This window comes from Nocardia altamirensis NBRC 108246, assembly GCF_001612685.1.
In the GTDB taxonomy this organism is placed as follows: Bacteria; Actinomycetota; Actinomycetes; order Mycobacteriales; family Mycobacteriaceae; genus Nocardia; species Nocardia altamirensis.
Genome location: NZ_BDAY01000011.1, coordinates 64,793 through 77,226 on the forward strand (window position 1 = coordinate 64,793; position 12,434 = coordinate 77,226).

Genomic DNA, 12,434 nt, shown 5'->3' on the forward strand with positions numbered 1-12,434 from the left:
AGCCCTGACACCATGTCCGAGATCGAACTCGACACAGACACTGCGCCAACACCTTCCCTGCCGCAACAGCCCGCGCGGGAACCGGTGGCCGGCCCGACACCAGCCAACCCGACAACACAGCCACGCGGGCGGTCGGTCCACCTCGAGATCGCGACACTGGTGCGCGGCGCCGTCATCGCAGTGCTCGTGATCGCCGTCGCCGTGCTGTCGGTCTTCCTCGTGCTCGCCCGCGACGACCTCGCCGACAGCGCCGCCGCGGCCGCCGCCGACCGGCACGCCGAACAGGTCGCCACCGACTACGCGATCGGCGCCTCGACCATCGACTACGCCGACCTCAACACCTGGGTCGCGAAATTGAAGGCCAACACCAGCCCGGCCCTCAGCGGCAAATTCGACGCGGTCGGCCCGAAGATGGGCGAGCTGCTCACCCCACTGAAGTGGACCTCGACCGCCACCCCGGTCACCGCGACGGTCAGTGCCCGCAACAACGGCGTCTACACCGTGAACGTGTTTGTGAACCTGAGTGTTTCGAACGTGCAGAACCCGAAAGCCGCGTTCGTGACCGCCACCTACACCGTCACCGTCGACGCGAACGCAGGCTGGAAGATCACCGAGGTCGGCGGGCTCGGCGGGGCGCTACCGGTCAAGTAGTGCGCGTCGGTGTCCGCAAGACGGCGATGCTGATCGCGAGTATCCACACGATGACCAGCCCGCTCGCGCTCGCGGTCGTGCCCCAGCCGTTGGCGGCGTAGAAATTCGCCGGAGCGTTGCCGGCGAAGACCGACGGCACGAACGCCACCTGAATCACCGCCAGCCCGAACGCCGTCAACGCCGTCCAGCGCGGCAGCACACCGGCACCGGCGACACCGACGCCGAAAGCCACCAGGAACAACGCCATCAACAGCTTCGACAGCGCACCGTAGAGCACATAGGTGCCGGTGACCGCGATCGTCGGGTCGATCGGCTCCGGGGCGGCGATCGCGGCGCCGACCTCGAGACTGGTCGAGACCGAGCTGACCGTCAGCCACATCAGGCCCGCGGTCGCACTGATCGAACCGATCCACCCGTACTGCGGGCCCGCAGGCTTCAGCAGCTGCGGCAGCCCGACCATGAACACCACGAGCAAGGTGTTGCCCGTGAGCCCGACAATGCTGCGGGTGAAGATGTTCCAGTCCGGCGGTGCGCCGCTGTACATGAAATACAACGGCAGCTCCACCAGCATCAGCAGCGTGGCGACCAGTCCTGCCGTGCCGGTGGTGCGTCGGATGACGGTGCTGTCCATGGGTTCTCACTTTCGCACGTGGCAGCGACGCGGTACTGCTTTGCGTACCGGTCTCTACTCGACCTATCTCTACTCGCACACCGCGTCGTGCGTCGAGCCGGGATCGTCGAGATAGCCGACCACCAGGTCATCGACACACGCGTTGACACCGGCGAACACGAACGTGTGCCCGTCACCCTCGCGGATCACCAGCGGACTGTCGAGATAGTTCGCCATCCGTTGGGCATTGCGCACCGGGGTGGTCGGATCGTGGCGTGTTCCGACGAACAACACCGGCGCCGACCCCTCGCCGCGATGCGGCTGATAGGCCTTGGCGGTGCCAGGGGTCGGCCACAGATCGCAAGTGTCGAGCGGGAATTCGGTCGGACGCGCCTCGAAATCGTCGTAGGTCGCGGCGTCGTGCAGCTGTGCCTCACCGGCCTGCCGCGACGCCCGATCGGTGGTCGGCTCCGCCACATCGGCACACGTGATCGCCGCCAGCGCATTGGCTTTGGTGTCGGGGGCGGACGGGGCCTGGCGCGGCGTCGGTTCGGTCTGCTCGCTGGCCAGCGCCCGCATCGGTGTCCCGTCGCCGCGGCGCACCGCGGCCAGCGCGTCCAGATACGGCGTCCAGCCCTCCGGCCACAGCAAGCTGGTGCTCAACGCCTGCAGGACGTCGTTCGGTTCGATCGCCGGAGTCGCCCCCGCAGGCACCGGGTGATCCTTCGTCTGCCGCAAGATGGCGTGAAAGACGTTCTCCGCCTGGGCCGGATCCTCACCGAGCGGACACTCGGGGCGGCCCTGCGCGCGGTAGCGGTCGACGCAGAACGCGGCCACTCGATTGAACGTGTCCTGATAGCCCTTGTTCTGGCCGACCCGCATCTGGGTGTTGTTCTCGGTGACATCGACGACGCCGTCGAGCACCGCGGCCCGATAGCCGCCCGGATAACGCTGGACATACATCGCCGCGACCTGCGTGCCGTAGGAGGCCGCCAGAATATTCAGCTGCTGCTCGCCGAGTACCCCACGCAGCACGTCGATGTCGTCGGTGGCCTCGTCGGAACCGATGTGGCGCAACTCTTTCGCGCCGGTGCCGTGCACACACGACGCGACGAATGCGCGCCGCGCGGTCTCGGTCGCGGTCACCGAGTCCTGGTCCTCGACCAGGTCACCGCCCGCGGGGTCGCACACGATCGGCGGGGTCGAGTGCCCGACACCGCGCGGATCGTAGGAGACGATGTCGTAGTGCTTGCGCACCTGCTCGGGAAACGACATATCCAGCATCGGCAGGCCGGGATCGCCGGGCCCGCCACCGATCAGCAACAGCGTGCCGCGCTTGTCCTGCTCGGCCGGACGGCGAGCCACCGCGAGCGACACCGTGTCCACCGCCTCCGGCGACAGCGTCCCGCTCTGGTGATAGTCCAGTGGGGCGCGGACCAGCGCGCAGGTTCGCCCGTCGGCGGGGGCATCGGAGAACCAGTGGCGCGCTTGGCCTTCCGTGCACGGCAGCCACGCGACGGGCTGGCTGTAGAACGCGGCCCGCGCGCCTGCATGATCGGAGCTGTCGGTCGAGCAGCCGGCCAGCAGCCCCGCGGCCGCGAGGACAACCGCGCCGAGGACTGCACATCGCTGGAGCTGCATGGGCCGGTCTCCTCGCTGCTAGCGGACGAGCAGAACAGAACGCGACTCGTGGCAACACAGTAGCAATCTCGGCAGGGTCGTGCCGGGATTGGCCTGGTCAGTCGCGCACGACGAGGCCGAGATGGCGGGCGAAGGCCGCGGCCAGGTCCATCAACTGACCGCTGTCGATGGTGGCCCCGCGCAGTGCGTCCAGACCATCGATGATGTCGAGCGCTCGCGCGCCACGCAGATCGACCGTGGTGAGGGTGGCCCGAGGCAGGACAAGACCTTCCACCGTCGAGCCGGGGAAACTCACCTTCGTCAACGTAGCATCACCGAAATCGCAGTCGCGCAGCACACATTCGACGAACGACACATCCCGCAACTTGGTGCCGCGGAAGTTCACCGAATCGAATTTGCAGCCCTCGAACCGCATCCGGCGCAAGCCCGCACCGCCCAGATCCACCCCCGACATGGCGCCGTCGATCATTTCCCCGTCCTGCCAGCCGGTGTCGGCGAGCTCGGTGCCGACCCAGCGCACATGCCGCAGCCACACATCGGCGAACGTGGTGTGGCGCATGCTGCCTCGCTGGAACACCGTCGAGGTGAACGCCGACTCGCTGAACCGGGCGTGCTGCGCGTCGAGCTCGTCGAAGTCCCCGCCGTCGACGTGCACGCAGTCGTAGTCGCCTTCGGACTCGAGCGCACCGTCGAACACCGTCAGATGGCGGGCGTAAGCCAGGTCTTCGAGCTCGCGGGGCATGCGGGATTCCTCCGATGATCGTGGGGTGACACCAGAGTATGGCGATCGGCACCGACAGGTTCTGCCCGAAGCGCGCGACCCACCCGCCGCGATGCGCGGCAGGAACGCCCGAGCAGTTCATCACCCACGCGGTCGACACGCACCGTATTCGCAGCCGGAACATTTCTGCAGTCCGTGCCACGTGACATGCTGTGTCACATGAAGATCGACGGGACGGTTGCGCCGGGATTCGAGGCGGTACGCGAGGCGTTCGCCGCCAACTTCACCGAACACGGCGAGGTCGGCGCCGCAGTGTGCGTGTACCGGGACGGGCGGCCGATAGTTGATCTGTGGGGCGGGCTCGCCGACCCCGAGACCGGCCGGGCCTGGGAACGCGACACCCTCCAACTCGTCTACTCGGCCACCAAGGGCGTCACCGCCACGCTGGCTCATCTGCTGGTCCAGCGCGGTCTGCTCGACCTCGACGCACCCGTCGCGCAGTACTGGCCCGAGTTCGCCGCCGCGGGCAAGGACGAGATCCCGGTGCGCTGGCTGCTCACCCACCAGGCCGGACTCGCCGCCCTCGACAAACCGGTCCGCCTCGTCGACGCGCTGGCCTGGACACCCATGGTCGAGGCGCTGGCCGCACAGGCACCGAACTGGCCGCCCGGCACCGCCCACGGCTATCACGGCCGCACCTTCGGCTGGCTGGTCGGCGAGGTGATCCGCCGGGTCACCGGGCGCACCGTCGGACAAGTCCTGGCCGAAGAGATCGCCGCGCCCTACGGTGTCGACTTCTTCATCGGCCTGCCACCGGCGGAGCAGTACCGTGTCAGCCGCCTGGTCTTCGCCCCGCAACCCGACTTCGCCGAGATCCCCGAGGACCTGATCCCCGAACGCCTGCGCCCGGTGATCGCGGCTTTGCAGGACCCCGATTCCCTGGCCAACCGCGCCTTCCAGATCACCGATCCAGCCGACCTCGACTTCAACTCGCCCGACATCCACGCCGCCGAAATCCCGGCAAGCAACGGCATCGGCACCGCCCGCGGCCTGGCCCGCATCTACGCCGCTTTGGTCGGCGACCTCGACGGGCACCGCCTGCTCACCCCCGAAACCCTCAGCGCCGCAACCAGAGAACAGGTCGCAGGCACCGACCTGGTCATCACCCTCGAAAACCGCTACGCCACCGGCTACATGCTCCCCACCCCCGAACTGCCCCTCGGCGGCCCGCACTCCTTCGGCCACCCCGGCCGCGGCGGCTCCCTCGCCTTCGCCGACCCCACCCGAGGTCTCGCCTTCGCCTACACCCCCAACTACATCATCGAAAACGCCGTGGACCTGCGCGCCCGCAACCTCGTCGACGCGATGGAGAGCGCGCTCGGGTAGCCCGGCGCATGGATCGTGGCGCCCCGGCCGCGTTCCGGGATCAGTGGGCTCGGCCGAACAGCGCCTGTTCAGCCTCGACCGTCCACTCGACGTCGGTTTGTTCCGTGAGCGCCTCGAGTTCGGCGCGCAGACGTGACCGGCGGCAGCGGCTCGCACACCTGTGACCCGACCTCACCGCGCTTCGCGCTACCGCATCACCCACGGCCAGACCCGCGCTGATGTTGGTCGGCTGATCACTGGGAAATGGTGGCGGCATCGCCCGAGAGGCCTCCGCCCTGAGTTCCCACTCTGTGTGAACCACCCCTTCTGATCCCACATATCGGGAGCGCACGGCGGTTTCGTGCCGAGGGGGCAATGGTGGTGGGGGCTTCTCGGGCGATGCCGCCACCAGTGCCCCCTGATCGGCTGACCGACTCTTGCCGAGGAATGGGGTACTTCGGTCACCGAACGATCGTCCCGCAGGTAGACAGGTCGACGCGATGGAGAGCGCACTCGGGTAGCTCGGCGACGGACTGTGACGAACCTCGGTCGAGGGTTGTCCCGGTTGCGTCAGAGGTCGAATCGGGCGCGGAGCCCGACCTTGACCTGGTCGAGGACATCGACCGGTACGTCGCCGACGTATTCGGTGAAGGTGTCTTTGGCGACAACGACAATGTCATACAGTGCGATGACCTCGCTGCTTTCGTCCAGTGCGACAGTGAGCAACTGATGACGGGACGGCACTTCCCTGGCTTCCCGGATGGGCGCGGCAACCACTGAAGAACGCTGCCGAACGACCACGTCGGAATCAACGATCACCACAGTGGTTCTGCGGCCGGAGATTCGACTGGTGAGATTCCAGATCTGGCCTTGGTGAGTGGGTTCAGCCGGCACGGCCAAACAGTACTTGCTCGGCAGTCTGCTCCGCGTCGGCGGCCCATTCGGCGTCGGGAGCCTCGGGCAGCGACTTGAGCTCATCCTCGAGGAGTTGGCGGCGCACGGCCCGAGCGATGTAGTCGCTGAGTTTGTCCGCCGAGGCGGCACGCAGACGCGCCGCGAGGTCGTCATCCATCGAGATGTTCATGCGCACCGTCATACATCGAGTATTACAGCGAACCCGCTGCATTGCCAGGTATCAGCGCAGGGTGCGGATCCAGCGGCGGGTTTCGGCGGGGTCGATGACGTCGTCGAGTTCCAGCACAGTGGCCGCGGTGAGGGCTTTGCCGTTGGCGTAGGCGAGGGCCACGAGGTTGTCGAAGGCCTGCTGGCGTTCGGCGGGATCGGTGAGTGCGGCCAGTTCCTTGGCGAAGCCGAGGCGGACCGCGCCCTCGAGGCCCATGCCGCCGATCTCGCCGGTGGGCCAGGCGATGACGAAGCGCGGCGCACGGAACGACCCCGCGGCCATGGCTTGAGCGCCCAGACCGTAGCCCTTGCGCACGATGACCGTGCCCCACGGGACCGACAAGGCGGCAGCATCGATGAACAGGCGACTGAACTTGGTGACCGTCGCGTCCTTCTCGGCATCGGGGCCGACCATGAAACCTGGTGTGTCACACAGGGACACGACCGGCAGACCATAGGACTCGCACAGGCGCAGGAAACTGCTGAGCTTGTCGGCGGCGGGGGCATCGATCGCACCGCCGAGGTGGTGGCAGTTGTTGGCGATCAGGCCATAGGGGTGGCCCTCGACGCGGATCAGGGCGGTGACGATGCCGACAGCCCAGTCGCGGCGCAGCTCGAGGACTGAGTCGACGTCGGCGACGGCATCGATGGCGTCGCGAATATCGAAGGCGTGCAGGCGATTCTCTGGAACGACATGGCGAGCCAGGCGTGGATCCGGCGCGATCCAGGTGTCCACGGGGCCCTGGCAGTACGCGAGGTAGCGCTGGGCGATGCGGACGGCGTCGGCTTCGTCATCGGCGACGATGTGCACGACACCGTTGCGGCGTTGCACCTCGATCGGGCCGATGTCCTCGGGCGCGTAGACGCCGAGCCCGCCGCCTTCGATCATCGCCGGACCGCCCATGCCGATATTCGCGTCGGGAGTGGCGATCACGACATCGCACATGCCGAGCAGTGCGGCGTTGCCCGCGAAGCAGCGCCCGGACACGATGCCGACCAACGGAACCCGGCCCGAGAGCGCGCCCATCGCACGGAAGGTGGTGACGTCGAGACCGGAGATGCCGCCGTAATCGGTGTCGCCAGGGCGGCCGCCACCGCCCTCGGTGTAGAAGACCACTGGAAGTTGTTGGGCGCGAGCGAGTTCGAGCATGCGGTCGGTCTTGGCGTGATTGCGCATACCCTGGGTGCCTGCCAGCACGGTGTAGTCGTAGGACATGACGACCACCCTGGCGCGGTCGGCGCCGAAGCGGTCGGCGTTGATGGTGGCGACGCCGCCGATCAGGCCGTCGGCGGGCGTGTTCGCGATCAAATCCTCGGGGCTGCGCCGCAACCGCTGCGCGGCGACCGCCAGCGCGCCGTACTCGACGAAGCTGTCGGCATCGACGAGGTCGGCGAGGTTCTCGCGGGCGGTGCGCCTGCCGAGCCGATGCCGTTTGGCCACCGCCGCGGGCCGCGCCGCATCGAGACCGACGCGGTGGCGCTCGTGCACCTCGGCGAGGTCGGGGCGGATCGCGTCGAGATCCACCGCCGCGCTGTCGGCGACACTGCCGTCGTGGTCGGCCGCGATCCAGACCAGCAGGGGCGCATGAGGATCCACGATCGCCCCCGCGGCCGCCACATGCCTGCGTACCTGCAGCGGCTGTTCGGCGCGCAGCACGTGCTGCATCTTCATCGCTTCCAGCACCGCGACCTCGGCGCCTGCCGCGACGACGGTGCCCGGTTCGACCAGACTCACCACGGTCGCACCCATGGGCGAGCGCAAGATCTGCTCATCATCGTGCAGCACAACCGATTCCGTGGCGACGGCCGCCACCGGCGTCTTGGCGTGCGGGGCTGGCGCGTACTCGCCTGCACGGGTGGCGAGTTCATCGATGTGCTGCTCGAACCACGTCGTCGACACCGCCGATCCCTCGGACAGTGTGTCCAGCACCGCGCGCAGCAGCGCCGCATTCGTATCGACACCCACCACCACGGTCTCGGCCAACGCATCCGAACACCGCCGCAGCGCAGCCGAATACGACGGACCACGCGCAATCACCTTCGCCAACAGCGAATCGAACTGCGCCCCTTGCCGCATCCCGGCAAAAGCGGCAGTATCCACCCGCACACCCACCCCCGTCGGTGCACCGAACTGAACAACAGTCCCAGTACTGGGCAGCACATCCCCACCCGCAGTAAGGATCTCGGCATTCACCCGCGCCTGCACCGCATACCCACGCAGGCCACCCGCACCGTGACCCCGGTCGGTATCACTCCGAGCGCGACCCGCGCCGCTGTCGTGGTCGGCATCTACCCAAGCGCCACCTGCACCGTGGTCGGTAACCACCCGGGCGCCACCCGCACCGCCTGCACCGTGATCCTGGTCGGTACCACTCCGAGCGCCACCTGCGCCGCTGTCATAGTGAGGACCGACCCGAGCGTCACCTGCACCGAGATCGCGCTCGCCGTCTGCCCGGGCGTCACCCCTGCCGTGGTCATGGTCGGCATCCACGCGAGCGCCACCTGCGCTGCGAACCGCCCGAACCTGTTCTGCGACACCCACTTCAGCGTCCGGACGGCGTTCCACCTCCACTGGCAGCGCCAGCTCGGCGAGGCTGCATCCCTGTGCCAGATCCAACTGGATCGTGACGAGGTCGACTCCGGTCACCTCCTCGGTGACCGTGTGCTCCACCTGCAGCCGCGGATTCACCTCGAGGAACCATGCCTCGTCCCCACGCATCAGGAACTCGACGGTGATCACGCCGCGACACCCGACCGATTCGGCCAGCCGCACTGCGTCGCGGTGCAATCGTTCCCGTAGCGCCGCAGCGAGATTCGGTGCGGGTGCGATTTCGATGAGCTTCTGATGCCGCCGTTGCACGCTGCAATCACGGTCACCGAGAGCAACTGCGCGCGTACCGTCCGCGACCACCTGCACCTCGATGTGCCGGGCATCGGAGACCAACGCTTCGGCATACACCGCGTCATCACCGAAGCCCGCCAACGCCTCGGCCCGGCACCGCTCATACGCCGCAGCGACAGCCCCCGGTTCCCGCACCACCCGCATCCCACGCCCGCCACCTCCGGCGGCGGCTTTCACCATCACCCCGTCCGGATGCGCGGCAAGCAGTTCGGCGATCTCGCCGACGCCCACCCCCGCCGCTGTGGCCGCAAGCACCCCGACACCGGCCCGCTGCGCCGCCGCACGCGCGGCGACCTTGTCGCCGAACGTGTGCAACACCTCCGGGGCAGGCCCGACGAACACCAGTTCCGCAGCGGCGCAGGCCGCAGCGAGACCGGCACTCTCACTGAGGAACCCGTATCCCGGATGCACCAGCGCCCCTGTTCCGGCCTTGCGGGCGGCAGCGACCACCTCGCTCACTTCGAGGTACGCCGCGGCTCCGGTGCCGCGCAACTCCACCGCATCGTCGGCCAGCCGGACATGCAGCGCGTCGCGTTCCTCGGCGGTGTAGACCGCCAGCGTCTCCCACCCACGCTCCCGTGCGGTCCGCACTACCCGGACAGCGACCTCACCTCGGTTGACCACCACGACGCGCATGCCACCAGTCTTGCGCATCCCGCCCTCTGGTCGCCCCGCGGAACTCGGCACCACCGACCGCACGGTCGTACCTGCGCCAATCGTGTTGTGGTGCGGGCACGGTCGGCGTGCGCTCGCGACCGCGATCGGTTACGCTGCCGAAGTGATCCAGTGTCTTAGTTAACTAGTACAATTTCGGAGGCGGGTGTGGTCGAATTCCGGGTGGACCGTTCCGGTGGCGTGCCCGCCTACCGACAGCTGATGAATCAGGTGCGCGAGGCACTGCGACTGGGCTGGCTGCAGCCCGGCGATCGGTTGCCTACGGTGCGTGCGGTGGTCGCGTCCAGCGGGGTGAACGTGAACACCGTGCTCAAGGCGTATCGGGAACTCGAGCTCGCCGGTCTGCTCGAGGTCCGTCAAGGATCGGGCACCTTCATCAAAACCACCTTGGGCTCGGCCACACCGGAAGTGGTGGCCGACCTGCAACAGCAATTGGAGGACTGGGTGCGTACCGCACACCAGTCCGGAATGGAACACGAGGACGTGGCAGCTCTGATGACCGCCGTCCTCGCGCGAGACAAGGACCACCAACTATGACCGGAAGCATTGCCGCCGAGCGGATTTCGACACCGCAGGCCGATGACCCGATGGCAGTGCGGGTCGAGGGCCTCGGCAAATATTACCCCGGCCGCTGGCGGCGCGAGGGTGTCTGGGCCTTGCGGGACTGCAGTTTCGAGGTACCGAAGGGGCGGGTGGCCGCGCTCGTCGGACGAAACGGAGCGGGCAAAACCACCCTGCTCAGCGTGCTGTCGGGGCTGCTCACCCCCACCGAGGGCGTGGCGAGGATCGAGGGGGTCGACCTCACCCGAGGCCGCCGCGGCGCGCGAGTGTCCTTCGTCGCGCAGGACAAACCGCTCTACCGCCGTTTCACCGCGATGGACACACTGCGCACGGGCGCCGACCTCAACCGAGTGTGGGACCAGGACCGCGCACTGCGCTGGCTGCACCGATTCGAGGTCCCGCTCGATCGTCCCTGCGCCACCTTGTCCGGCGGCCAGCAGGCACAGGTCTCCTTCGCACTCGCGTTGGGCGCCAAGCCGTCGGTGCTGCTGCTGGACGAACCACTGGCCAACCTCGACCCACTGGTCCGGCGAGAAGTCATGGGCGAGTTGCTCACCGACGTCGCCGACACCGGCATGACAGTGCTGCTGTCCACCCACATCGTCACCGAACTCGCCGGCGTGGCCGACTACCTGCTGCTGCTCGCCGACGGTGCATTGCGCGCCGACGGCGACCTCGACGACATCCTGGAGGGCCACCGCCACATCGTCGGCCCGCGCGCCGACACCCCACCCGTGCCCGGGGACGTGCTGCACGCTCGCCACACCGAGACCCAGTCCACCTTCCTGGTCCGAATCAGCTCGCCGCCAACAACACTCGCTCCGCCGTGGACCGTTCGCGAGGTCACCCTCGAAGACTTCGTCCTGGCACATCTGGACACGACCACGCTTCGGGAGACCACCGCATGACCATCACGGCCGTATCGCCGGACTCCAGCATCCGCCGCGGCGCAGGCTGGGCCGGGCTCGCCAGGCTGACCTGGTGCCAGCACCGCTGGCTGATCATCGCGAGCACCGTCGCGGCCGCCGCGCTTGCCGCGTCCTTCCTGTGGATCTACCTTCGTGCCGACGGGCTCCTGACACAGGCCGAGGCGTGCCGCGGGATCGAATTGCCTTGTGCGATAAGCCCCGAGGCCTCACGCGAGCTGCGCACGCTGGGGAACATCGCCAACATCGCGCTGTACGCGCCCGGCGTGGTCGCCGCGTTCTTCGCGGTGTTCTGGGGCGCGCCGCTGCTGGCCAGGGAATTCGAGCAACGCACCCACCTGGTGGCCTGGACCCAGGACGTGTCCCCGACCCGCTGGCTCGCAGGCAAAGCAGTCCTGCTCGGCGCGGTGATCGTGGTGCTCTGCACGCTGATCGGCGCATCAGCCGGGGCGGTCACCGAACGGTGGCATCGGCTCGACAGTGCTTGGCCGCTGCCGTTCAGCATGCCGGGCTTCGAACGGTGGATACCGCTGCAGGTGGTCTACGGGTTGTTCGGATTCGCCCTCGGCATGGCCGTGAGCGCGTTGACCCGGCGCACCGTGGTGTCCATGGCCGTCTCGCTGATCGGGTTCACCGTCGTGCGGGTGGTCATCGCGTACTTCGCCCGGCCGTATTACCTTCCCCCGCTGCGCATCACCGAACCGCCGGCGGGCCCGCTCGCGGACTACGACTACCTTCGCGTCCTGGAGGCAGATCGCGGCTACCTCGACACCGCAGGCAACTCGGTGCAACTGCCGGACCCCAACCAGGTCTATCGCGAATGCCACCAAGACCTGCCAGCGGCGGAAGCCGTGAACGCCTGCTACGCAAACCACGGCGTCGCAAGCACTTTCACCGACTACCAGCCCCTGGACCGACTGTTCACCTTCCGCCTCATCGAGACCGGCATCTACCTGCTATTGATCGCCGCCCTCGGCACCCTCACCTGGTACCGAATCCGCAAGATGCCCACTGTCTGACCGTCAGGCCCGCACGACGAGTGGGACATGACCGAATCCGCAAAATGCCTACGGTCTGATCGCTGGGCAAGCAACGAGTGGGACATGGTGGCGGCGTCTGCGGCGTGCCGCCGGACCGGGCGGGGCGTCGAGGTGCCCATCAACTAGCCGCGCGCTGCATGCTCAAAGTGGGAACTGGTGGCGGCATTTCGCGAGTAGCCTCCGCCACCAGTTCCCACTTTGAGCCCCGAACCGGCTCACC

At 67.9% G+C, this 12,434-nt stretch carries 11 protein-coding genes; 5 read left to right on the forward strand and 6 right to left on the reverse strand.

What is annotated here, in order from left to right; genetic code table 11:
- Positions 1-12: 12 nt before the first annotated feature.
- Entirely contained in the window at positions 13-651 is a 639-nt protein-coding gene (locus tag NA11_RS07615; RefSeq protein ID WP_245745768.1) for a hypothetical protein, read from the forward strand.
- On the opposite strand, the gene NA11_RS07620 is transcribed toward NA11_RS07615, so the two are convergent.
- The 3 genes from NA11_RS07620 to NA11_RS07630 all read right to left on the reverse strand — a co-directional run bounded on the left by NA11_RS07620 (position 644) and on the right by NA11_RS07630 (position 3,644).
- Positions 644-1,282 (reverse strand): hypothetical protein, encoded by a 639-nt coding sequence (locus NA11_RS07620; RefSeq protein WP_069161062.1) that lies wholly within the window; start codon positions 1,280-1,282, stop codon positions 644-646. The two genes, NA11_RS07615 and NA11_RS07620, sit on opposite strands and share 8 nt — an antisense overlap.
- Before the next feature lie 69 nt (positions 1,283-1,351).
- A complete protein-coding gene (locus NA11_RS07625; RefSeq protein ID WP_069161063.1) occupies positions 1,352-2,902 on the reverse strand; it encodes an alpha/beta hydrolase in 1,551 nt (516 codons plus the stop codon).
- A gap of 97 nt (positions 2,903-2,999) precedes the next feature.
- The gene (locus NA11_RS07630) at positions 3,000-3,644 is read right to left on the reverse strand and encodes a pentapeptide repeat-containing protein (protein WP_069161064.1); all 645 of its coding nucleotides are present in this window, start codon (positions 3,642-3,644) and stop codon (positions 3,000-3,002) included.
- Positions 3,645-3,842: 198 nt separating this feature from the next.
- Between NA11_RS07630 and NA11_RS07635 the strand changes: the two genes are divergently transcribed.
- Entirely contained in the window at positions 3,843-5,009 is a 1,167-nt protein-coding gene (locus NA11_RS07635; RefSeq protein WP_084654350.1) for a serine hydrolase domain-containing protein, read from the forward strand.
- Between the two features lie 549 nt (positions 5,010-5,558).
- Here the strand turns inward: NA11_RS07635 and NA11_RS07640 are convergent.
- Genes NA11_RS07640 through NA11_RS07650 form a run of 3 tightly spaced genes read right to left on the reverse strand, consistent with a single transcriptional unit; the run spans position 5,559 to position 9,648 of the window.
- Positions 5,559-5,882 (reverse strand): type II toxin-antitoxin system PemK/MazF family toxin, encoded by a 324-nt coding sequence (locus tag NA11_RS07640; RefSeq protein WP_141717467.1) that lies wholly within the window; start codon positions 5,880-5,882, stop codon positions 5,559-5,561.
- Positions 5,872-6,084 carry a hypothetical protein gene (locus NA11_RS07645; RefSeq protein ID WP_069161067.1) on the reverse strand — a complete coding sequence of 71 codons (213 nt, stop codon included), beginning with the start codon at positions 6,082-6,084 and terminating at the stop codon, positions 5,872-5,874. The genes NA11_RS07640 and NA11_RS07645 overlap by 11 nt, the downstream gene beginning before the upstream one ends.
- A gap of 39 nt (positions 6,085-6,123) precedes the next feature.
- Entirely contained in the window at positions 6,124-9,648 is a 3,525-nt protein-coding gene (locus NA11_RS07650; protein WP_084654352.1) for a carboxyl transferase domain-containing protein, read from the reverse strand.
- Positions 9,649-9,834: 186 nt separating this feature from the next.
- On the opposite strand from NA11_RS07650, the gene NA11_RS07655 reads away from it, so the two are divergent.
- Genes NA11_RS07655 through NA11_RS07665 form a run of 3 tightly spaced genes read left to right on the forward strand, consistent with a single transcriptional unit; the run spans position 9,835 to position 12,193 of the window.
- On the forward strand, positions 9,835-10,224 hold the full coding sequence (locus NA11_RS07655) for a GntR family transcriptional regulator (protein WP_069161068.1): 390 nt from the start codon (positions 9,835-9,837) through the stop codon (positions 10,222-10,224).
- Complete coding sequence (locus NA11_RS07660; protein WP_084654317.1) at positions 10,221-11,156, forward strand: ABC transporter ATP-binding protein; 936 nt, start codon at positions 10,221-10,223, stop codon at positions 11,154-11,156. Before NA11_RS07655 ends, NA11_RS07660 begins: the two co-directional genes overlap by 4 nt.
- Complete coding sequence (locus tag NA11_RS07665; RefSeq protein WP_069161069.1) at positions 11,153-12,193, forward strand: ABC transporter permease; 1,041 nt, start codon at positions 11,153-11,155, stop codon at positions 12,191-12,193. Before NA11_RS07660 ends, NA11_RS07665 begins: the two co-directional genes overlap by 4 nt.
- Positions 12,194-12,434: the final 241 nt, after the last annotated feature.

Excerpts from the sequence above, each read along its gene's own strand:
- NA11_RS07615 (WP_245745768.1), top strand. The coding sequence starts at position 13 with ATGTCCGAGATCGAACTCGACACAGACACTGCGCCAACACCTTCCCTG.
- NA11_RS07620 (WP_069161062.1), bottom strand. The coding sequence starts at position 1,282 with ATGGACAGCACCGTCATCCGACGCACCACCGGCACGGCAGGACTGGTC.
- NA11_RS07625 (WP_069161063.1), bottom strand. The coding sequence starts at position 2,902 with ATGCAGCTCCAGCGATGTGCAGTCCTCGGCGCGGTTGTCCTCGCGGCC.
- NA11_RS07630 (WP_069161064.1), bottom strand. The coding sequence starts at position 3,644 with ATGCCCCGCGAGCTCGAAGACCTGGCTTACGCCCGCCATCTGACGGTG.
- NA11_RS07635 (WP_084654350.1), top strand. The coding sequence starts at position 3,843 with ATGAAGATCGACGGGACGGTTGCGCCGGGATTCGAGGCGGTACGCGAG.
- NA11_RS07645 (WP_069161067.1), bottom strand. The coding sequence starts at position 6,084 with ATGACGGTGCGCATGAACATCTCGATGGATGACGACCTCGCGGCGCGT.
- NA11_RS07650 (WP_084654352.1), bottom strand. The coding sequence starts at position 9,648 with ATGCGCGTCGTGGTGGTCAACCGAGGTGAGGTCGCTGTCCGGGTAGTG.
- NA11_RS07660 (WP_084654317.1), top strand. The coding sequence starts at position 10,221 with ATGACCGGAAGCATTGCCGCCGAGCGGATTTCGACACCGCAGGCCGAT.
- NA11_RS07665 (WP_069161069.1), top strand. The coding sequence starts at position 11,153 with ATGACCATCACGGCCGTATCGCCGGACTCCAGCATCCGCCGCGGCGCA.